At 40.0% G+C, this 21,181-nt stretch carries 18 protein-coding genes; 9 read left to right on the top strand and 9 right to left on the bottom strand.

The window, feature by feature from the left end:
• Positions 1-100: 100 nt before the first annotated feature.
• The 4 genes from Q8W26_RS02470 to Q8W26_RS02455 form a co-directional block, all read right to left on the bottom strand.
• Positions 101-1,141 (bottom strand): hypothetical protein, encoded by a 1,041-nt coding sequence (locus Q8W26_RS02470; RefSeq protein ID WP_101214548.1) that lies wholly within the window; start codon positions 1,139-1,141, stop codon positions 101-103.
• Positions 1,142-1,347: 206 nt separating this feature from the next.
• The gene (locus Q8W26_RS02465) at positions 1,348-3,972 is read right to left on the bottom strand and encodes a M14 family zinc carboxypeptidase (RefSeq protein WP_101214549.1); all 2,625 of its coding nucleotides are present in this window, start codon (positions 3,970-3,972) and stop codon (positions 1,348-1,350) included.
• A 288-nt stretch (positions 3,973-4,260) separates the two neighbouring features.
• On the bottom strand, positions 4,261-4,980 hold the full coding sequence (locus Q8W26_RS02460) for a helix-turn-helix domain-containing protein (RefSeq protein ID WP_101214550.1): 720 nt from the start codon (positions 4,978-4,980) through the stop codon (positions 4,261-4,263).
• A 273-nt stretch (positions 4,981-5,253) separates the two neighbouring features.
• On the bottom strand, positions 5,254-5,946 hold the full coding sequence (locus tag Q8W26_RS02455; protein WP_101214551.1) for a DUF3334 family protein: 693 nt from the start codon (positions 5,944-5,946) through the stop codon (positions 5,254-5,256).
• Positions 5,947-6,333: 387 nt separating this feature from the next.
• On the opposite strand from Q8W26_RS02455, the gene tig reads away from it, so the two are divergent.
• The 3 genes from tig (at position 6,334) to clpX (ending at position 10,013) form a co-directional block, all read left to right on the top strand.
• Complete coding sequence (gene tig, locus Q8W26_RS02450; protein ID WP_101214552.1) at positions 6,334-7,638, top strand: trigger factor; 1,305 nt, start codon at positions 6,334-6,336, stop codon at positions 7,636-7,638.
• 341 nt (positions 7,639-7,979) lie between these two features.
• Positions 7,980-8,591 carry an ATP-dependent Clp endopeptidase proteolytic subunit ClpP gene (clpP, locus tag Q8W26_RS02445; protein WP_101214553.1) on the top strand — a complete coding sequence of 204 codons (612 nt, stop codon included), beginning with the start codon at positions 7,980-7,982 and terminating at the stop codon, positions 8,589-8,591.
• A 150-nt stretch (positions 8,592-8,741) separates the two neighbouring features.
• Positions 8,742-10,013, top strand: a complete 1,272-nt coding sequence (gene clpX, locus Q8W26_RS02440) for an ATP-dependent protease ATP-binding subunit ClpX (protein ID WP_101214554.1) — start codon at positions 8,742-8,744, stop codon at positions 10,011-10,013.
• A gap of 198 nt (positions 10,014-10,211) precedes the next feature.
• Here the strand turns inward: clpX and Q8W26_RS02435 are convergent, their stop codons facing one another.
• A complete protein-coding gene (locus Q8W26_RS02435) occupies positions 10,212-10,562 on the bottom strand; it encodes a hypothetical protein (protein WP_101214555.1) in 351 nt (116 codons plus the stop codon).
• Positions 10,563-10,707: 145 nt separating this feature from the next.
• On the opposite strand from Q8W26_RS02435, the gene Q8W26_RS02430 reads away from it, so the two are divergent.
• Positions 10,708-12,093: a Na+/H+ antiporter NhaC family protein gene (locus Q8W26_RS02430; protein WP_101214556.1), complete on the top strand. Its 1,386-nt coding sequence runs from the start codon at positions 10,708-10,710 to the stop codon at positions 12,091-12,093.
• A 54-nt stretch (positions 12,094-12,147) separates the two neighbouring features.
• Here the strand turns inward: Q8W26_RS02430 and Q8W26_RS02425 are convergent, their stop codons facing one another.
• From Q8W26_RS02425 to map, 4 genes are all read right to left on the bottom strand, one after another.
• Complete coding sequence (locus Q8W26_RS02425; protein ID WP_101214557.1) at positions 12,148-12,327, bottom strand: hypothetical protein; 180 nt, start codon at positions 12,325-12,327, stop codon at positions 12,148-12,150.
• 133 nt (positions 12,328-12,460) lie between these two features.
• Positions 12,461-13,285 carry a 2,3,4,5-tetrahydropyridine-2,6-dicarboxylate N-succinyltransferase gene (dapD, locus tag Q8W26_RS02420; protein WP_101214558.1) on the bottom strand — a complete coding sequence of 275 codons (825 nt, stop codon included), beginning with the start codon at positions 13,283-13,285 and terminating at the stop codon, positions 12,461-12,463.
• Positions 13,286-13,294: 9 nt separating this feature from the next.
• On the bottom strand, positions 13,295-15,928 hold the full coding sequence (gene glnD, locus Q8W26_RS02415) for a [protein-PII] uridylyltransferase (RefSeq protein ID WP_101214559.1): 2,634 nt from the start codon (positions 15,926-15,928) through the stop codon (positions 13,295-13,297).
• Between the two features lie 71 nt (positions 15,929-15,999).
• Complete coding sequence (gene map / locus Q8W26_RS02410; protein WP_101214560.1) at positions 16,000-16,791, bottom strand: type I methionyl aminopeptidase; 792 nt, start codon at positions 16,789-16,791, stop codon at positions 16,000-16,002.
• 278 nt (positions 16,792-17,069) lie between these two features.
• On the opposite strand from map, the gene rpsB reads away from it, so the two are divergent.
• From rpsB to Q8W26_RS02385, 5 genes are all read left to right on the top strand, one after another.
• On the top strand, positions 17,070-17,798 hold the full coding sequence (gene rpsB, locus Q8W26_RS02405) for a 30S ribosomal protein S2 (RefSeq protein WP_101214561.1): 729 nt from the start codon (positions 17,070-17,072) through the stop codon (positions 17,796-17,798).
• A gap of 96 nt (positions 17,799-17,894) precedes the next feature.
• Positions 17,895-18,743: a translation elongation factor Ts gene (tsf, locus tag Q8W26_RS02400; RefSeq protein WP_101214562.1), complete on the top strand. Its 849-nt coding sequence runs from the start codon at positions 17,895-17,897 to the stop codon at positions 18,741-18,743.
• Between the two features lie 199 nt (positions 18,744-18,942).
• Positions 18,943-19,677: a UMP kinase gene (pyrH, locus tag Q8W26_RS02395; protein ID WP_101214563.1), complete on the top strand. Its 735-nt coding sequence runs from the start codon at positions 18,943-18,945 to the stop codon at positions 19,675-19,677.
• Positions 19,678-19,705: 28 nt separating this feature from the next.
• Positions 19,706-20,263, top strand: a complete 558-nt coding sequence (frr, locus tag Q8W26_RS02390; protein ID WP_101214564.1) for a ribosome recycling factor — start codon at positions 19,706-19,708, stop codon at positions 20,261-20,263.
• A 139-nt stretch (positions 20,264-20,402) separates the two neighbouring features.
• Complete coding sequence (locus Q8W26_RS02385) at positions 20,403-21,155, top strand: isoprenyl transferase (RefSeq protein ID WP_101214565.1); 753 nt, start codon at positions 20,403-20,405, stop codon at positions 21,153-21,155.
• The last annotated feature ends 26 nt before the right edge of the window (positions 21,156-21,181 follow it).

Raw genomic sequence — 21,181 nt, 5'->3', positions numbered from 1 at the left:
TAAAGTAGGGGAGGTTTGTTTCCACGTTATCACTGGTGAATTCGTTTATTACAACTGCTAATATATGTTGGTTAATCTCTGATGAACTGTGATTACATCCTTAATTTTTATTACGCCAATACTCACGGTTTTGTTCTAACCAATGGTTAAATTGAGCTTCATGTTCTGCCGTGTTATCTCCAATAACATCATATATTTCGCCTGCAGTTAAAGGTTCACAGGGTTGCTTTTGTTGCTTTATGATATAGTTTATTAGGCTGTTTTGGTGTTGTTCGGCGGTGTGCATAAAAGTGATCCACGCCCAGCTACTGTAGTAAAGCTTCCTAGTGAGGAGTGAAGCCCAAAGTTCGCTTTCAAAAAACTCCATCATTAAATAAACTTCTCCAGTCATCCGCCTATCGGGAGCACCATTTATTAGCTTATTGGTGATGATGTCTGCAAATCTAACAGCCATGCCTTCGTTAAACATCCTTGCTGTTCGGCCTATAAAATGGGCACTAAGGCCGTGAAAACTTTCATGAATGGTTGTTCTCAATGCTTTTAAGTCATTATGTTGATAATCAACATAGGCAAGGTTTAGGCCGCCAAAGTACACGCCTGTTGTTTTTTCTAGCTCAGTTGAGTACGTTGAGGTCAACTCTAGGTATTCTTCACGTGATGGGGTGATGATCATATGTAATGTGATTGAGGCTTTAGTTAGGCTCTTTAGTCGAGTTTTAAAGTAGTCATACATATAGTTAAGGCTATAGAGCAGGTCTGTTTTGAATTCACGGGTTAAATTGGTGGAATAAATATTAATCCCTATTTGATGGTTGGCTTGATAGAAGTAATGCTCATAGCGTGAGTCTAGGCGTTTTATCGCATCTCGTCTTTGCGAAGCAAGATCTTGACGCTGCCCTGACAGGTTACATATATCGGCATCAAAGAGGTGAGAGTGATTATTGCTTAAGGTTGGTTCATATTGAGCTATTGTGGTGATCGGGGTAGGCACAACTTGTTTTTTATTAAACTCAGACGTTGCTAATTGAGGCTGAACTGTCACTTTCTTTGGCACCCAAGTGCGAAAGCTGCTTTCTAACTCAATCAGTGCTGGGGGATAAAGCAGTAGCAAGATAAAAGAATAACATATCGATTTACGCATATTTTAGTTCCAATCTTGAAAAAGCGGAGTGACGAACCTTATAAATGTACATCAGCCTGAGTATTTAGCTAATGATGCATTTATAGTAAAGGAATATTCGCGTGTGATGCAACGGCTGTTTTGTCGATGAGATGTTAAACAACGATGGTTTAATGAAATACAGGCTAACCACGGATTAACCTGCATCAGATCAATTGTCAGCTAGCCTATGGTGTTGACTTGTCTTTATTGTGGCTCTTTTTGTCCACCTTATTTTTCTTATCAGGTGCTTTCATTGAGGCATTAAAAGCTTTAGAGAAAAATAGACTGTTGGCTAAAACCTTAGCGCTACCTAGCCAGTACCCGCGAAAAGCTAATACATCGGTACTCGCTATGACTCTTCCTTTACCAATGTTATGGGCAATGATAGCGGCACTTTTAGCAACACGCTGTTGTAGCTTACTGTCGGTATAACCACTGAGTAATGGCTCTTTCGCGTATTTAGCTAAAGTGACGAACGGTTGCTTAGGTTGTTCCATCATTAAGGTACTATTTCTAAATAATGGCAGATAGCTATCGTCGTAACCGTAACCTAGTGGGTGTGAGTTATCGATAGTTGACTCAAAAATAGTCCCCGAAATACGTTTACGGGCTGATAAAGCTTCTTTATCTTCGTAGTTTAAGCCCTCGGTATCAAATAGTTTATTGAGTTGTTTTTTACTGACAAATTCAGCATTTAATAATTGCTGTTTCGCTAACCACTGCGCGCCACGTTTCTGGCCAATAATGACGCCACCGGTATTTACCCAATGTTTAATTTTCTTAATCGAAGTCTTTGAAAGTTTACTGTAATCACCATTCACTAAGATAATGTGAGTGTAATAGGATAAGTCAATGCGAGATAAACGCACATGGTCAATTACAGACACTGGGATGTTTAACATTTGGTCAAGATAAAAGCGCACTTCACCAGCCTCATATTGCGATATACCATGACCGCCGACTAACATCACTTTAGGCTCAATTAATGGTTTTAATGAGCGACTTCCTAAATCAACACCTTGAACCGTTAGCCCAGTATTGAGGCTAAATAATTCGATGTTTGCTGCATGGCTAGCATCAATCATGAGTTGCTGCCAGTCAACGTTTTGAGTGTCATTTTTTTGCAACGCCGCTGGGATGACAATCGTGCCCGTTGCGAAATTACGTAACTCTCCTGCGATTTCTGTCGAGAATGGCTTAGTTGCTACACGTGCCTTAATGTCGTGAGCAAGAAGTTCATTTAGGAGCTTAGGTGCTAAGAAGTGATGCCACTCAAATGCATAACCATAAGCATTTTTAGCAATGACTTGTTGCTTGGGTATTTGTTTGGACCAAGTTGTAGATGCTAGCTTTAAACCCCGAGTACTTTTGACTTGATCGAAGTCGATATTCATTGCCAATGGCATAGTCCAACCAGATACATCATAAAAAGTGTTGTCTTGCCAACTCGTTCCTTGATCGAATAATGCTTGAACTAAACGGTATTGTGTTTGAGCTAGTGGAATGTAGTAACTGGTTTCTTTGTTATATTTTTTATCGTTAACTTGATAGTCTTGCGTTAACGGGTATACCGAAATGCGATGTTGAGCTAATTTATCTAAGAAGTGTTCGAGGCGGTATTTATCTTTTTTCTCTTGGAAAATGTAGCCTTTAAATTTTTGTTTTTTAGCTAATTTGAGGGCATCTTGATAAAACTTTTTACGATAACTTTTCAGTTCGTTACGATTATCCCACGCCCCTTGGACAGTTGAAATAGACGTTAAAACCTGATTCTTAATTCCAAATTCAAAGGTGAGTAGGCCATTGATAGTGTCTTGTTCAATACCGCGTGAGCTCGCTTGCTCGAATAAGATGCCGATGCCGCCATTGACGTCCGGATAAGTTGAACCTTTACCGTAATAAAAGTCATCAAAACTTTCTTGTGTGAAATAGAGCCGGTTATGCTCATCGAGCGCCTTAGCATGGTATTTAGCAATATCACTAGTGAGTTTTGTGTTCGACTTTGGCGTCAAAGGGTGAGTACGAGTGGCGATACCGGGCTGGAAAAAATAAGTCGAATTAGCGCCCATCTCATGGAAATCACCTAACACATTTGGCTGATAATGGTGAAAGTATTTAATGCGGTTTTTGCTCTCATCTTGTGCTAATAAAAGCCAGTCACGGTTTAAATCAAACCAATAATGATTGGTACGGCCGCTGACCCAGCTTTGGTGGTGTTCAATGTGGTTGGGATCGGCGTTTGGTGTGTTGTTATAGAAGGTACTCACCCAGTTAACAAAACGGTCCATACCATCAGGGTTAATACTTGGTTCCAGTACGATAATCGTGTTTTCTAAAATTGTTTCGAATTCAGGTGATTGGTTCGCCGCAAAGTGATAAGCCGCAGCCATGGATGCATTCGCGCCACTGATTTCATCACCGTGAACACTATAGCCTAACCACACAACTAAGGGGCCGTCAGTGGTTGCTTTTTGGTCGGCTCTTACCTGACGTTTTTCTAAAATGGTATCAAGGTTAGCTAAGTTTTTCGGGCTAGAGATGGTCACTAAAAACTGTTCTCTTAGTTGTGGCGTGTGACCAATAGTCGTTAGTTTGACACGATCACTCTGCGCCGATAATTTATAGAAAAATTGTTTTAACTGATCATGCCTAACGTGCCGTTCACCTAGTTCAAACCCTAATGTCTCACTGGGCTTAGCGATGTTACTCTGGTAATGCTCAATAGGCAGTGGAAGGTAATAATCTAACGTGGCCGCTTGCGACAACATGGGCAGCGAGAATAATAAAAGAAAAAAGCTACGAACAAACATTAAAGGCTCCATCAGCTGAGGTTGTATTCATTATGATAAATTTGGTTATGTTTTATAGCATTTTTATATAAGGTTAGAAATGCTTGGTTGGTCTTATTCAATAATTAGCTGAGATTATACCCCTAGCGGCTTGTTATTGGATGCGGCTTGTTATTGGATGCGGCTTGTTATTGGATGCGGCTTGTTATTGGATGCGGCTTGTTATTGGATGCGGCTTGGCTACTAATGAGAGTAGGGCACTATAGCGATAACCGCTGAAAGGCCCCATCGGTTATCGTTTAGTGTCACTTACTTTGTTAGCACTCGGCGCTCAATGATAAATCCCATAATTCCGATAGAGAAAAACAGCACCCCAAAGACTTGGAGCCAAGCATTCACTTGACGCGGTACTATGATTGTTTTTTCTAAGACATAGACCCTACGCCCTTGTGGGGTTTTTACTTCAAATGATTGGCCATTTCGTTTAACGCTGGTGAGGTATGCTTTATCCCTGCGCTGGTACATCTCAATCCCTTTTTGTGCCACTAAATCATGGTAGTCTTTCATTCTATGGTTGATGAGTGAGCGCCAACCCTCGAAAATATTATCGGGTTCATCGGCTTTTACTACGCCGGGAGATAGGTATTGATATTGCGTTTCGCTATACACTTGCTTACTTATGCCGATAAAAAAGAGAACTGTAGCAATGACAATCATGGCACTAAAGAAGTAAAGGTAATGACGTTGGCGGTTACTGTCGGTGGTCGCTTGTTGTTTTAGCCATAATTCAATATCTGGAATTTGACTTAATTGCGCTTGGCTTTGCTTAAGATCAAAAGGGGATAGAAACTCGGTGAGAGTAGTATCTAGCGCTGTTAATAGTTGTCGGAAAATATCATTCGATGGTAATGACTTGTCGTTTTCTAATTTAGATAAGTAAGACTGTTCAATTCCTGCCAACTCTGAAAGTTGTGGTTGACTCATCCCTCGTTTACTTCTCAATGCTTTTAATTGTTCACCCAAGGTCATAATCTGTTCCTTTGTACGTCTAGGTTTTGGCTTTCGCTGTTGAATTATACACAGACCTTATTGCTGTGTTGCGTGGTATTGTGGCCAACAATGCACACTATTCTTGAGTATTCATGGAGATATTTAAAGATGAATATTAGTGAATAAGCTGGAATAGCAGTAGATTAGGGCTTTGGCAAGGGGAGGGTATGAATAGGGGAGATGTTTAAATGCAGTGGAAGTAATAATGGGGGAGTATAAAATACCCCCCCATCATTTATCGATTAGACCGTCTTAAATTCCTAGCTCATCTAATAAGTCACTATTGTCTGCGCTCTCTTCAATTTCTAATTGTGGCACTGGCTTTGTTTCTTGTTTAACTTTATGTTGTTCGATTAACTCATCGGGATCAAAGTCTGCATCAGTTTGTTCAAATTCTTTGATTTGGACAAACTGCGTATTATCAATTGAAAGCTCAAGGTAGAAGACATTACCGTTTGCGGTAGTAAATGAAACACGGCGAGAAACAGGCTCATCAAGGTTTGCCTCAATTGAAATAACCAGCTGCTTGTTCACCGTCAGCATTTTAGGTTGGCTTTGGGTGATAGAGGTTTGTAAATCTTTACTGACCGTTGAGATGAATTTACCCAAAATTTGGTTCATCAACTCACCCATGACATTACTAACTTCATCCGAAGTGTGGTTTGTGGCTAACTCGTTTTTTGGCATGCCCATGCTAACTAAGTAGCTAGTATAAATTTCGAGTGCTGCTTCGGCTGTGAAATTAATGATAACAAGTCCGGAGAAGCCACCATCAAAGATAACAAAACAACCGATATCGGGTTTGAGACTAGTCTTATTGATTTTTTGCACCATGGCCGCATGATTAATTTGACTATGAGTTGCTTTAGTTAGCACCCCTGATACAGAATTACATAGCTTTAAAAGGATATCATCGGTACTAACAGTTGATGGGTGTGAGCTCATTTCTTTTCATCCAAGGTGAGATTTTCATCTGATTCTTTAAGATTATGCACCATGCCACAGCATAAGCCAATGTTATTCATTATAAGGTACAACTTAAAAAAGTTACTTTTCTTTCTTGTTGATGGTTGTTTTTATAAATATTGCCCTTACATAGATAAGCACAGATTAATTAAGTTGCCCTTTTTAGAGTGAATACTTGGTTATCCATAATAGGGGCTCGACTATCGATTGAACGATCGTTATAATATCGCGTCCGAAAACCATAGTTATGTTGCCAGTCGGTTTTTTTTAACGCTGATTATTGGGATAACATAATAAATTACATAGTTATTTTATAACTATAAGATAAGCCCGAAGGGCCCATTGAATATTTTTTGAGGTATGCTAATGCAAGTTTCTGTTGAAACGACTCAAGGCCTAGAGCGCCGCCTAACTATTTCTGTTGAAGCCGCAACTGTTGACACTGAAGTTAAAAACCGTCTTCGTCAACTTTCTAAAACTCAGCGTATTGACGGTTTCCGTCCTGGTAAAGTTCCAGTAACTGTTATCCAAAAGCGTTACGGTGCTGCTGTTCGTCAAGAAGTTGCTGGTGAATTAATGCAACGTCAATACTTCGATGCTGTTATGGCTGAAAAATTAAACCCTGCTGGCATGCCACAACTTGCAGTAATTAAAAATGACGAAGGTAGCGATTTAGAGTTCACAGCAACTTTCGAAGTTTACCCAGAAGTTGAAGTTAAAGACTTAGACAAAGTTAATGTTGAAAAGCCAGTTGTTGAAGTAACTGACAAAGATTTAGAAGAAATGCTTGTTACTCTACAAAAGCAACATGCAACTTATAAATCAGTTAAACGTAAATCTAAAAAAGCTGACCGCGTAACAATCGACTTTACTGGTTCTATTGACGGTGAAGAGTTTGAAGGTGGTAAAGCTGAAGACTTTACGTTAAACCTAAGCGAAGAGCGCATGATTCCTGGTTTCGAGAAAGCTATCGTTGGCCATAAAGCTGGTGAAGAGTTTGATATCGAAGTTACTTTCCCAGAAGATTACCACGCTGAAAACCTTAAAGGTAAAGCGGCTGTATTCGCAATCAACCTAAAGGTTGTTGAAGACCAAGTTCTTCCTGAATTAAACGATGAGTTTGCTGAGAAATTTGGTGTTGCTGAAGGTGGTGTTGAGTCACTAAAAGCTGACGTTCGTAAAAACATGACTCGTGAGCTTGAGCAAAATGTTAAGAACAACATTAAGCAACAAGTGATTGATGGTTTAGTTGAAGTTAATGACGTAGAAATCCCTGCTGCACTAGCTAAAGGTGAAATCGATGTATTACGCCAACAAGCTATGCAACGTTTTGGTGGTCAAGTTGATCCAGCAAACATGCCACAACTACCAGATGAGTTGTTTGAAGAGCAAGCGAAGCGTCGTGTAAAAGTTGGTCTATTACTAGGTGAAGTAATCAAGGTTAACAAACTAGAAGCAGATGAAGCTCGCGTTAAAGATATGATCGAAACGATGGCTTCAGCTTACGAAGACCCAAGTGAAGTTGTTGCTCATTACGCAAATGACGAGAAACTGTCTAACCAAATGAAAGACTTAGCACTAGAAGATCAAGCAATTGATTTCATCCTAGAGCAAGCTAAAGTAACTGAAAAGAAAAAGAAATTCAGTGACATGATTCAGCAACAAGCTTAATCACTTTTTGTTAGAATAAATAAAGCCCGTACAAGATTACCTTGTACGGGCTTTTTCTTTGATAAAAAAAGAGTATTTTTAGCAGATAATTACTATTTTTTAAGGATATTCTAGTTTATCTTTAATATAATCATTACAAATACATATACTTTGAATATTCAGACTCTGTCATCGATTTCAATTCAAATTTACTGTTCTATTATTTAAACGATAATTAACCTTTGTGATGTAAGGGAGACCTTGGACTACACTGATGATTATAAACGATTAAATTTTGGCATCTGATATGTCTAATATTCAATTGAAAAAACGATGACACTGACTTAAAGGGACAAACATTAATGCAAAATCACTCTACTTTCTCTCCAGTTGATGCCTTAGTACCAATGGTTATTGAGCAAACACCTAAAGGTGAGCGCTCTTTTGATATTTATTCACGCCTCCTTAAAGAGCGAGTTATTTTTTTAGTGGGTCAAGTTGAAGACAACATGGCTAACCTGATTGTTGCTCAGTTATTGTTTCTTGAAGCTGAAAACCCAGATAAAGAAATTTACTTATACATTAATTCTCCGGGCGGCTCTGTGACAGCAGGTATGGCGATCTATGACACAATGCAGTTTATTAAGCCTAAAGTGAGCACCGTTTGTATCGGTCAAGCGGCAAGTATGGGTGCATTTTTATTAGCTGGTGGCGAGAAAGGAATGCGCCATTGTTTACCGAACTCGCGTGTTATGATTCACCAACCATTAGGCGGCTTCCAAGGTCAGGCTTCTGATTTTGCGATTCACGCGCAAGAGATCTTAGGGATTAAGAATAAGTTAAACACGTTATTGGCAGAGCATACTGGCCAACCGTTAGAGGTTGTTGAACAGGATACTGACCGTGATAATTTCATGAGTTCTGATCAAGCCCTTGAATATGGATTAATTGACTCCATATTATCTAAGAGATAAGCATCGCTTTTAATGATGTAGGTAATGGTGATAGCCATACCAATGATTTTGATAAGCCCAGTATGTGATACTGATCTATTGGGTTTAGCAGCACTTTGTAATAAACTCGTACTATAGTATTGAGTAGATTTTATCCAGTGAGGGTGATAAATGACTGACAGCACCAAAGGCGATGAAGATAGTAAAACACTATTGTATTGTTCTTTTTGTGGCAAGAGCCAGCATGAAGTTCGTAAACTAATTGCCGGGCCTTCTGTATATATTTGTGATGAGTGTGTTGATTTGTGCACAGACATCATTACTGAAGAAATTAAAGAGAAGTTAGTAGCGGAAGAGCCTGAGAAATTACCAACACCTCATGAGATCCGTGACAATCTAGATGATTATGTTATCGGTCAGCATCATGCGAAAAAGGTGTTGTCTGTTGCCGTGTATAATCACTACAAGCGCTTACAACACGCAGGTAATACCAATGGCGTTGAGCTAGGTAAGAGTAATATCTTACTTATCGGTCCAACGGGTAGTGGTAAAACATTATTAGCCGAAACCATGGCACGTATGTTAGATGTACCGTTCACAATGGCTGATGCGACAACATTAACCGAAGCAGGTTACGTTGGTGAAGATGTTGAAAATATCATCCAAAAGCTATTGCAAAAGTGTGATTACGATGTTGAAAAAGCCGAACGTGGTATCGTTTACGTTGATGAGATCGATAAGATTTCACGTAAATCAGATAACCCATCAATCACGCGTGATGTTTCTGGTGAAGGTGTGCAGCAAGCACTGCTTAAACTGATTGAAGGCACGGTAGCTGCTGTTCCACCTCAAGGTGGCCGTAAGCACCCGCAACAAGAGTTTTTGCAAGTTGATACCTCTAAGATCTTATTTATCTGTGGCGGTGCATTTGCCGGTCTAGATAAAGTGATTGAACAACGTTCTCATGTGGGAAGCGGCATTGGTTTTGGCGCTGAAGTTAAAGACAGCAGTTCAGAAACATTATCAGCGACTTTCCAGAAAGTGGAACCTGAAGATTTAGTGAAGTATGGTTTAATTCCTGAGTTTATCGGTCGTTTACCTGTTGTCGCCACGTTAACTGAATTGGATGAAGAAGCGTTAATTCAAATTCTTTGCGAACCTAAAAATGCGTTAACTAAGCAATATGCCGCGTTATTAGCGTTAGAAAACGTTGAGTTAGAGTTTAGAGAAGATGCCCTTAAAGCGATTGCAGCTAAAGCAATGGCACGTAAAACTGGTGCTCGTGGTCTTCGTTCAATTGTTGAAGCTGTATTGCTTGATACAATGTATGACTTACCATCGGTTGAGGGTGTGGTTAAAGTTGTGATTGATGACACAGTGATCAATGGCGAGTCAGACCCAATCTTAATTTATGAAAACCAATCTAAAGCAGCCGCTGAATAAAGATTACGCGATGTAAATGATGGTTAATAAAAAAAGGAGCTTAAGCTCCTTTTTTTATGACTAGATTATCGGTTAAAAGTTTATTTCGGTGAGAGCTGCTGTTGCAATGGCGTCGTGACCCCATTGTGTGTTCTTGAGAAGAACGAATCGCATTTGTTGTTCTGAAGTGTTTATTCAGGCCAACAAATGTTGATTATGCTAGTAAGGGTATAATGAGTGAGAAACCATGTTGGCAGTGCTCCAGATGAAACTCGAACCAATCAACAATACAGCGCCGCCAATCAATTGCTTGATTTTAGGTTTAGTACCGAAAAGTAAAATTGCGTTGCCAACAACACAAGCGAGTAGGTAGATAAACCCTTCACCCCAGCCATGCATTGATACCCATAATAAACCTGAAAAAGTTAGACTAAAAATACCAATAACTCTTAACAGAGAGGTTAGTTGTGGAGTTGAAATATAATAGGAATTAAACGACGCGAGTCTTTTATTGTTTGCAATAAATAATAGAACACAGCCATAGAGTGCAGCGATAGATGCCCAGAACATTGTAAATAGCCTTCGTTGTTTGTAAGTGATAATTATTATCATTTAGATCGGTGTGAACTGCAACAATTTTTTTAACTTTTTGTTTAACCGCTGTTGCTATTTGGCGGCGAGTTTAGCAAGCTATGGCAAAAAATTTGGGTTTCACATGGTTTTAGAAAACGGGTTCACACTAATTCCACCTCTGGTGGCCATTGCTATTGCAGTATGGAAAAAGAATGCCATCTTGGCATTAATTGTTGGGGTTAGCCTCACTTGGTTAATGAATGCTAATTTAAGCCCTGTTCAAGGGGTCTTGGATACATTTTCTGGCTTGGCAACAGTGGTTGAAAGTGACGGTAATCGTAGAATAATAATCTTTAGTCTATTGATTGGTGCTCTGCTAGTGTTAATGAAAAAGAGCGGCGGGGTAGATGCTTTTATTGAACGCCTCAGACGAAAAAATTTGGTCACCAACAGACGTCAAGCAAGTTTATTACCATCAATTATCGGGACCAGTATTTTTACTGATACCAATCTAAGTATGTTTACTGCAGGCATAGCCAGTCAAAATTTATTTGATAAGTTTGGCTTAAGCCGTGCGCGTTTAGCTTTTCTTATTGATTCGACTTGTTCACCGGTGAGTATTTTATTATTAATTAATGGCTGGGGCGCTTACATTTTAGGGTTACTTGATGGCTATCAGCTCACAGATACCGTTGGGGTTTTGATCGATACAATCTTTTATAATTTTTATCCTATCATCATTTTAATATTCGTTTACTATACTGCATTCACTACCAAAGTGTATGGCCCTATGCGTCATAGTGTTGCAATCAATACAACAGCAGAGGGTGATAGTGAGGTTGCTGAGCCACAAGGCATTACAGAGCTATCTAAGGCTCGCTATCTTGTCTTACCTATGGTGCAGATCTGTGTGATGACTATCGCTCTATTATTCTATAGTGGTAATGGGGATATCCGCCAAGGCTCAGGTTCTTGGTCTGTGATGTGGTCAATTATTTCCGCGTATTTGGTACTCTGCGTGTTGTTATTAAAGGATGGAGTATTTTCATTAGGGACCGTTATCCAATACAGCCTTAATGGAATGAAGAACTTATTACCAGTCGTTATTATCTTAGTGCTGTCATTTGCCTTTGGTGATGCGGTTAAAGCGTATGGCACTGGGACTTATGTTAGCCAGTTAGTTGATGATAATGTCTCTTTACTGATTATTGCGCCGTTATTATTCATTACCGCAGGGATTATGGCTTTTGCAACGGGCACGTCTTGGGGCACCTTTGCTGTGTTGATCCCAATTGCTATTCCGTTATCGATGAGTACAGGTTTGCCACCATCTTTCTTAGTAGCTGCGGTATTGGGCGGAGGAATTTTTGGTGATCATTCATCACCGATTTCAGACTCAACCATCATTGCATCAATGGCCAGTGGTTGTGATCATATTGAGCATGTTAAAACGCAATTACCCTACAATTTAGTCGCAGCGTTTCTGACGATAGTGGGTTATGTTTTAGTGGCAATGTACTTAATATAAAGCGTTAGAAGGACGAATGTACAAGAAGGAAGTTTGAAGATAAAAGGGGCTAAATTACTTTAGCTCCTTGATAGCTTGCTCTACGAGTGTTTCAATTTCAGAGAATGGTGTTTCGATACCACAGCCACAGCCAATACTTTTATTTTGGCTTAACCAATCAACGGTTTTCAAATGTTTCTGTCCACAACTTGGGCAGATGATTTTTATCGTTTGTAATTTATTTAAATGAGTCATGTTCCTTTACTCTGTTTTTAACTAATCCTGATTAGTTTATCAGAGTAATAAGACATTTCTGTGACTTAGCTAACAAAAAGCGCCACATAGACTATGTAGCGCTTTTATAATGGTTTTATTGTGATCCAGTTGACTATTCTACGCCGCGTAATAGCGCGTTGATGCCTACTTTCTCACGTGTTTTAGCATCTACTTTTTTTACGATAATTGCTGCATATAGGTTGTATGTACCACATGGTGATGGCAATGTCCCTGAAACAACAACCGATCCAGCTGGAACACGACCATAATGAATCGTACCTGTCTCACGGTCAAAAATACGGGTACTCTGACTAATATAAACTCCCATTGAGATCACACTGCCTTCTTCAACGATCACGCCTTCTACAATTTCTGAGCGTGCACCGATAAAACAATTATCTTCAATAATGGTTGGGTTGGCTTGTAGTGGCTCTAATACACCGCCAATGCCTACACCGCCAGATAAGTGAACGTTTTTACCAATCTGGGCACATGAGCCAACTGTCGCCCAAGTGTCAACCATAGTGCCGTCATCAACATAGGCACCAATGTTAGTGTATGAAGGCATTAACACCACGTTCTTACCAATGTAACAGCCTTGACGAACTGTTGCAGGGGGCACAACACGCATTCCCTCATCAATAAATTGTTGCTCAGTATAGTTGCTGAATTTTAGTGGCACTTTATCGTAATATTTAGTTTCTTGGCCGTCGATGATAATGTTGTCATGCAGTTTGAAAAATAATAAAACCGCTTTTTTAAGCCATTGGTGCACAACCCATTCACCACTAATCTTTTCTGCTACACGCGCTTCGCCGCTATCAAGCTGGGCCATTGCAGTGGTCACAGCATCACGGATTTCTTGCGTGGCTGTCTCGGCTGTAAATTGATCTCTGGTCTCGAATGCATGTTCGATAATTTGCTGTAGTTGGCTCATTCCTATCCCTTATTGGTTAATTTTTTCGATCGCTTTTAATAGCGATTGTTGTAATGTTTGTTTTTTAGCGTCACCTAAACTGTGACCAAATTCATCAGCGATAATGAAGAAATCTTCTACACGTTCACCGATTGTGGTAATTTTTGCGTTGATTAGGGTGATGCGTTGTTTGGTAAATACATCACCTATTGTGGCCAATAAGCCTGGTACATCCAATGCGACTAACTCAAAAATCGTATAATCATTGTTTTCTGAGTCATTGTCGTTATCGATAAATGAGACTCTTGTTGGCACATTAAAGTGTTTTACTTGCCTTGCAATACGACGCTTACTATGCGGCTTAAAGCTTTTAACGGTCAAGGATTTATTGAGCGTTTGCACAATAGATTTAATTCGGCGTGGCTCGGTGACTGCGCTACCGTCAAGTTCACTGATAGTAAATGTGTCCAAGGCATAGCCATGGTTCGTTGCCATAACATGGGCATCATTTATCTGGACATTTTTACTGCCTAAAACTCGCATCACTTTAGCAAAGAGGTTTATTTTATCTTGGGTGTAAACAAAAAGCTCACTACTATTTTTCTTATCGTAATTAAATAGAGCAATAAGTGGCTTACTAGTCGTCTCAGACTCAATAATCGTTTGCGTATGTTTAGCAATAGCAACTGGCGTGTGGCGTAGAAAATAATCCGGCTGAAACGTCTGCCATAAGTCTGACACTTGTTCTTGGCTTACTGTTGTTTGTTCTCTGTTATTGATAATTTGTAGTGCTTTGCTCTTGTATTCGTCAATTCGCTCGTCGGCATCCACTTCACTCATTTTTCCGCGGCGTAATGCTCTTAGTGTATAAAAATAGAGCTCGCGTAATAATGAACCTTTCCAGTTATTCCATAGATTATTGTTCGTCGCACAAATATCGGCAACAGTAAGGCAATATAAATAGGCTAAGCGAGTTTCATCTTTGACGGCCTTGGCAAACTCATTGATAACATCAGGGTCATGAATATCACGGCGTTGGGCAGTAATTGACATCATCAAATGGTTTTCTACTAACCATGAGACTAGACGTGTGTCATGGTTATTTAAACCGTGTAGTGGACCAAATTCAAGGGCATCTTGTGCGCCCAGTTCACTGTGATCACCGCCACGACCTTTACCGATATCATGAAAAATAGCGGCTAACACTAATAAGCCTTTTTTTGAAAGGGTGTTGATTAAAACGCTACAAAGTGGAAATTCTTCTTTATGTTCAGGCTGGGAGAAACGCTGAATGTTAAGTAACAAGCGGTGGGTATGTTCGTCAACAGTGTAGGCGTGAAATAAATCAAATTGCATTTGCCCACTGATTTTTTCCCAGGCTGGTAAGTAACTGGCTAAAATCCCGTGTTTATGCATCAACGATAGCGCATTGATACCGTTAGGATGCTTAAGGATATTCATAAACGCTTTACGACAGTCAATATTTTCGCACAGCGGTTGCTCAAGCTCATGGCGCGCTTGGCGGAGTAAACGTAGTGTCGGAGCGTAAACACCGTTAATTTCTGGGTCGATGGCAGCATTAAGAAAAATGTTGATCATCTCTTGTGGTTGTTCGAAAATAGTTTCTTTTTTCGCTTCTACGAATTGACCACGGCGCTGGTACAGTTCATTAAGGTTAATAATGTCTAATGGCTTTATTCGGCCTAAAAACTCCCGCTTAAATAACTGTAATAGCATTTCGCTTAATTCACGTACCTGACGCACTGTTTGATAATATTGTTTCATCATCTTTTCAACAGCAAGTTGTTGACTATCACTAAAACCAAGGGCGAGTGCAACATCATGCTGATAATTAAACAGTAACTTATCTTCGCCGCGGTTAGCGACATTATGCAGGGCAAAACGCATGCGCCATAAAAAGTCTTGGCAGGCGAGCAATTGAACTAACTCATCTTTTGAGAGGAAGCCGTGGGCAACCAATTGTTCAACAAATGTAGCCTTGAAATGTCGCTTCGCAATCCAGCCGATAGTTTGAATGTCACGTAAACCGCCTGCACAGCCTTTAATATTGGGTTCTAAGTCAAATGAGGTTGTTGAGCTATGGCGTTCAATCTGTTCGTCACGCTTGGCAATATAAAATTCACTACTGGGCCAAAAACGTGGGTGTTCGATAGCGACTTGTAATTCATCATAGAGTTCGAGCTCTCCACAAAGTAATCGACTTTCCATTAAGTTAGTCGCGACTGTGATGTCGTCTTGACCAATGGAAAGGGTTTCTTTAAGTGTCCTGACACTGTGGCCAATATCGAGCTTTATATCCCATAAAAGGGTAATAAATTGACTGATTTTTTCGCATTGCGCTGGAGTTACTGTTTTCTTAGCCAATAACAACAAGTCAATGTCAGAGTTGGGATGTAGCTCACTACGACCATAGCCGCCAACAGCAATGAGGGCGATATTATCCTGATCCAACGTAAAGTGTTGCCATAGCTGTTTCAATACATCGTCAATGCAATGACTTCGCTGATGCAATAACGTTCGTATATCAACGTGTTGATTAAATTGTTGGGTAGCTTGTTGGGAAAACTGTTGGATATGTTGCTTAAAGTGACTAATGAGTTCAGGTGGAGATAATTGTGACAATGGTTTTGCTGCAGCTAACATACCTTTCCTTATATTTATGCGCAAAGACTCTTAATCTGAAATGTTTATAATCAGATTAAGAATCACGTTATTTATGCGTGTTCAATCACTCGTGGCAACTCTTCATCGTTACGCAGAGTTAATATCTCAACACCGTGCTCAGTTACAAGCAGCGTATGTTCCCACTGTGCCGATAGTGAGCGATCTTTTGTTACTACTGTCCAGCCATCATTATTTGCCATTTTACTGTGGCGTTTACCAGCATTAACCATAGGTTCAATGGTCAAACACATGCCTGCTTGTAATGTATCACCAGTGCCTGGTTTTCCGTAATGAACGACTTGTGGGTCTTCATGGAATTCTTTACCGATACCATGGCCACAATATTCGCGAACGATTGAATAGTTAAACCCTTCACAATACGTTTGAATAGCGTGACCAATATCACCCAAGCGCACGCCAGGTTTTACCATTTTTATCGCACGATAAAGGCTTTCTTGTGTCGTTTTAATTAGACGTTCCGCTAAAATGCTGCCTTTGCCAACCACAAACATTTTACTGGTATCACCATGGTAACCATCTTTAATCACCGTGATATCTACATTGACAATATCACCTTCCTTTAGTTTCTTATCACTTGGAATGCCGTGACAAATAACATGGTTAACTGATGTACAAATCGACTTCGGGAAACCGTGATAATTAAGCGGTGCTGGAATGGCATCTTGTTCTTCGATAATGTAACGGTGACAAATATCGTTAATTTCGTTAGTTGTAATGCCTTTTTTAATATAAGGACCGATCATCTCAAGTACTTCTGCAGCTAGCCGACCAGCCACGCGCATTTTTTCGATTTCGTCTTGAGTTTTAATTGTAATAGCCATTGAATTTCTCTTTTTTATTGCCCTAAAAATTAGGTCAAAACTTGTTTTTAATGCGTGTTTTTGGTATAAAGCGCGCCGGGGAATTTATTCAACCATCTTTTGAAATTGGTTTAAAGTACAATTTTAATGATCTTGTCTAAAAGAACCAATAAAAATTTACATTTATCTTAAATCACACACATATCATCAACTGTGTTCGGGGTGCCAAAGTACATTTATTTGTATCGCGGTTCGAATGACAGGGTATGTGGAGGCCTAACCCCAAGAGGAAATTTATTATGGCTACTGTTTCAATGCGCGATATGCTACAAGCTGGTGTTCACTTCGGTCACCAAACACGTTACTGGAATCCAAAGATGAAGCCGTTCATCTTCGGTGCTCGTAACAAGGTTCATATCATTAACCTTGAAAAAACTGCACCAATGTTCAACGAAGCATTAAGTGTATTAAGCAACACTGCTGCTAAGAAAGGTAAAATCCTTTTCGTTGGTACTAAGCGCGCTGCTGGCGATGCAGTTAAAGAAGCTGCACTTTCTTGTGACCAATTCTACGTTAACCACCGCTGGTTAGGTGGTATGTTGACTAACTGGAAAACAGTTCGTCAATCTATCAAACGTCTAAAAGATTTAGAAACTCAATCACAAGACGGTACATTCGACAAGCTAGTTAAGAAAGAAGCTTTAATGCGTACTCGTGAAATGGAAAAACTAGAGAAGTCTCTAGGTGGTATCAAAAACATGAACGGTCTACCAGACGCGATTTTTGTTATCGATGCTGATCACGAGCACATTGCAGTTAAAGAAGCAAACAACTTAGGTATTCCTGTTATTGCTGTTGTTGATACTAACTCTAACCCAGACGGTATCGATTACTTAATCCCAGGTAACGATGATGCTATCCGTGCGATCCAACTTTACACTACTGCTGCGGCAACTGCTGTAACTGAAGGTCGTAACAACACTGTAGCTGCTCAAGCAGAACAAGACGGTTTTGTTGAAGCTGAGTAATTTAGGCTTTTCAATTTAACGATTGAACCTAAAAACGACTATTAGGTATCAGAGACTCATTTCTGATACCTTTTTTGAAATACAGAGGATTTAAAAATGGCAATCACTGCTAAATTAGTAAAAGAACTTCGTGACCGCACTGGCGCTGGCATGATGGACTGTAAAAAAGCATTAACTGAAACGAACGGCGACATCGAAGCTGCAATCGATCAAATGCGTAAAAACGGTCAAGCAAAAGCAGCTAAAAAAGCGGGTAACATCGCTGCTGAAGGTACAATCATCATTAAACAAGTTGATGGTGTAGCTGCTCTTCTAGAAGTTAACTGTCAAACTGACTTCGTAGCTAAAGATGCTAGCTTCTTAGCGTTCGCTAACGAAGTTGCTGACGCTGCTATCGCTGAAAAACTTTCTATCGAAGCTCTACAAGAGAAATTCGAAGAAACTCGTATTCAGTTAGTTGCTAAAATTGGCGAAAACATGAACATCCGTCGTGTTGAATACGTTGAAGGTGCTGCATTAGCTTCTTACCGTCACGGTGAGCGCATCGGTGTTGTTGTTGCTGGTGAAGCTGACGAAGAAACTCTAAAGCACGTTGCAATGCACGTTGCTGCTTCTAGCCCAGAATTCGTAAACCCAGAAGATGTTCCTGCTGAAGTTGTTGAGCGTGAGCGTAAACTTCAAATCGAAATCGCGATGAATGAAGGCAAGCCTGCTGAAATCGCTGAGAAGATGGTTGCTGGTCGTATGAAGAAGTTCACTGGTGAAGTTTCTCTTACTGGTCAAGCGTTCATCATGGAACCAAAGCAAACTGTTGGTCAAATTCTTAAAGCTAAGAACGCATCAGTTTCTACGTTCGTTCGCCTAGAAGTTGGTGAAGGTATCGAGAAGAAAGAAGAAGATTTCGCTGCTGAAGTAGAAGCGCAAATCGCTGCATCTAAGCAGTAATTCTTTTGATGCATTAATTCGTTAATGCCTAAAAAAAGACCGTGGCTTTGGCTGCGGTCTTTTTTAACTGTCAGGGCTACGATTAATTTAATTTTTTATATTTAATTTGACCTATATTGAGTATTAAAACTTAAATTAAGCGTACACTACGTAGAATCAAAACTTAGTGAACGTATCTAAACACGCAAGGGTAAATAAAATGACTGCAAATCCAAAACCGGCTTATCGTCGTATTCTTTTAAAACTTAGTGGTGAAGCGCTTGTTGGCGAACAAGGTTTTGGCATTGACCCAAAAGTTCTTGATCGCATGGCGCAAGAAATCAAAGAGTTACAAGAGTTAGGCGTACAAGTGGGTATCGTTCTAGGAGGAGGTAATATCTTCCGTGGCGAGGGCTTAGCAGAAGCAGGGATGAATCGTGTTGTTGGTGACCAAATGGGTATGTTAGCAACAGTAATGAATGGTTTAGCAATGCGTGATGCGCTGCACCGTGCTTATGTTAATGCTCGTTTAATGTCAGCTGTTGACTTAAAAGGTGTATGTGACTCATACAACTGGGCTGGTGCAATCAGCCAATTGAAAGAAGGGCGTGTAGTGATTTTCTCTGCAGGCACAGGTAACCCATTCTTTACTACCGACTCTGCGGCGTGTTTACGTGGTATCGAGATTGAAGCAGATGTTGTGTTAAAAGGCACTAAAGTCGATGGTGTTTACTCTGATGATCCAGTGAAAAATCCGGAAGCAGAAATGTACCGCGAACTAGATTACTCAACAGTTTTAGAAAAAGAATTAAAAGTAATGGATTTAAGTGCATTCACGTTAGCGCGTGACCACAATATGCCAATTAAAGTATTCAACATGAATAAGCCTGGTGCACTTCGCAGTGTAATTATGGGTGATGATGTTGGTACACTTATTACTAAATGCGACAAGTAATCAATAAATTATAATAGGAAAATTTACTGTGATTAATGAAATTAAAGATGATGCAGCGACACGAATGGGCAAAAGCGTTGAGTCGTTAAAGCTGCAAATGCAAAAAGTGCGTACTGGTCGTGCTCACCCAAGCCTATTAGACTCAATTACTGTTCCTTATTACGGTGCAGAAACGCCATTAAACCAAGTTGGTAATGTTGGTGTTGGTGATGCTCGTACATTAACAATTACTGTTTTTGATAGCACGATGATCGCTGCTGTTGAAAAAGCGATTATGAGCTCAGATCTTGGCTTAAACCCTAACTCTGCAGGTGCATTAATTCGTATTCCACTACCTCCATTAACGGAAGAACGTCGTAAAGATTTAATTAAAGTTGTTCGTGGTGAAGCTGAAAAAGGCCGTGTTGCTGTTCGTAACATTCGTCGTGATGCTAACGGTGATATTAAATCGTTAGAAAAAGAAAAAGAAGTGGGTGAAGACGAAGCGCGTAAAGGCGAAGAGCAAATTCAAGAGCTAACTAACAAGTACATCAAAGAGATGGATGCGTTATTAGCAGAAAAAGAAGCTGAATTATTAGAGGTTTAATAACATAGCAATAACCGCTTGGTTTATTGCTATATTAGTTATTTAACATCTCTAGTTTCAAACGCTGTGTCAGGTTATACTACACGGCGTTTGTGTTACTAAGGCTGGAATGCCTTAGGTTGTTGTTTATGGAGTTTTAATGAGCACAGAGTTAAAATCTCAATTGCTGAACAGTGGTAACCTGCCTTCTCATGTTGCAATTATTATGGACGGTAATGGCCGTTGGGCGGTTCGCCAAGGTAAACGACGAGTCATGGGACATAAGGCTGGTGTTGAGATGGTGCGCGAATCAGTTAAGCTGGCCAGTGAATTAAAACTTGGTGCGTTAACCTTATTTGCTTTTAGTAGTGAGAATTGGCGGCGTCCTGCAGAAGAAGTGTCAGTACTCATGGAGCTATTTTTCACAGTCTTATCTCGTGAAGTGAAACGCCTAAACAGAAATAATGTCAAACTACAGGTGATTGGTGATACCTGTCGTTTTAGTGATCGCTTGCGCAATAAAATTGCAAAAGCAGAAGAATTGACTGCCAATAATACTGGACTTGTTCTAAGTATTGCGGCGAATTATGGTGGCCGCTGGGATATCACTCAAGCATGCCAACAGCTTGCAACGAAGGTTGCAGATGGACAAATGGCAGCTTCTGATATTACTGAAGAGCTAATCAATCAACATACCTGTACCGCACAATTACCTGAATTGGACTTAATGATTCGTTCAGGGGGTGATTGTCGAATTAGTAATTTCTTGCTGTGGCAATCCGCTTATACTGAATTGTATTTCACTGATACTTTATGGCCCGACTTTAATGAAGCTGAATTTTTAACCGCATTGGCTAAATTTGCTGATGTAGAGCGTCGTTTTGGCTGCACCAGTGAACAGGTTTCATCTTAAATAATAATAATTAGAAAAGGGTAGTA

Source organism: Psychrobium sp. 1_MG-2023, from assembly GCF_030689115.1.
GTDB lineage: Bacteria > Pseudomonadota > Gammaproteobacteria > Enterobacterales > Psychrobiaceae > Psychrobium.
The sequence above is the reverse complement of the archived record's forward strand: the minus strand, read 5'-3'. Positions and strand labels throughout refer to the sequence as shown.

Excerpts from the sequence above, each read along its gene's own strand:
- Q8W26_RS02470 (WP_101214548.1), bottom strand. The coding sequence starts at position 1,141 with ATGCGTAAATCGATATGTTATTCTTTTATCTTGCTACTGCTTTATCCC.
- Q8W26_RS02465 (WP_101214549.1), bottom strand. The coding sequence starts at position 3,972 with ATGTTTGTTCGTAGCTTTTTTCTTTTATTATTCTCGCTGCCCATGTTG.
- Q8W26_RS02460 (WP_101214550.1), bottom strand. The coding sequence starts at position 4,980 with ATGACCTTGGGTGAACAATTAAAAGCATTGAGAAGTAAACGAGGGATG.
- Q8W26_RS02455 (WP_101214551.1), bottom strand. The coding sequence starts at position 5,946 with ATGAGCTCACACCCATCAACTGTTAGTACCGATGATATCCTTTTAAAG.
- tig (WP_101214552.1), top strand. The coding sequence starts at position 6,334 with ATGCAAGTTTCTGTTGAAACGACTCAAGGCCTAGAGCGCCGCCTAACT.
- clpP (WP_101214553.1), top strand. The coding sequence starts at position 7,980 with ATGCAAAATCACTCTACTTTCTCTCCAGTTGATGCCTTAGTACCAATG.
- clpX (WP_101214554.1), top strand. The coding sequence starts at position 8,742 with ATGACTGACAGCACCAAAGGCGATGAAGATAGTAAAACACTATTGTAT.
- Q8W26_RS02435 (WP_101214555.1), bottom strand. The coding sequence starts at position 10,562 with ATGTTCTGGGCATCTATCGCTGCACTCTATGGCTGTGTTCTATTATTT.
- Q8W26_RS02430 (WP_101214556.1), top strand. The coding sequence starts at position 10,708 with ATGGTTTTAGAAAACGGGTTCACACTAATTCCACCTCTGGTGGCCATT.
- Q8W26_RS02425 (WP_101214557.1), bottom strand. The coding sequence starts at position 12,327 with ATGACTCATTTAAATAAATTACAAACGATAAAAATCATCTGCCCAAGT.
- dapD (WP_101214558.1), bottom strand. The coding sequence starts at position 13,285 with ATGAGCCAACTACAGCAAATTATCGAACATGCATTCGAGACCAGAGAT.
- glnD (WP_101214559.1), bottom strand. The coding sequence starts at position 15,928 with ATGTTAGCTGCAGCAAAACCATTGTCACAATTATCTCCACCTGAACTC.
- map (WP_101214560.1), bottom strand. The coding sequence starts at position 16,791 with ATGGCTATTACAATTAAAACTCAAGACGAAATCGAAAAAATGCGCGTG.
- rpsB (WP_101214561.1), top strand. The coding sequence starts at position 17,070 with ATGGCTACTGTTTCAATGCGCGATATGCTACAAGCTGGTGTTCACTTC.
- tsf (WP_101214562.1), top strand. The coding sequence starts at position 17,895 with ATGGCAATCACTGCTAAATTAGTAAAAGAACTTCGTGACCGCACTGGC.
- pyrH (WP_101214563.1), top strand. The coding sequence starts at position 18,943 with ATGACTGCAAATCCAAAACCGGCTTATCGTCGTATTCTTTTAAAACTT.
- Q8W26_RS02385 (WP_101214565.1), top strand. The coding sequence starts at position 20,403 with ATGAGCACAGAGTTAAAATCTCAATTGCTGAACAGTGGTAACCTGCCT.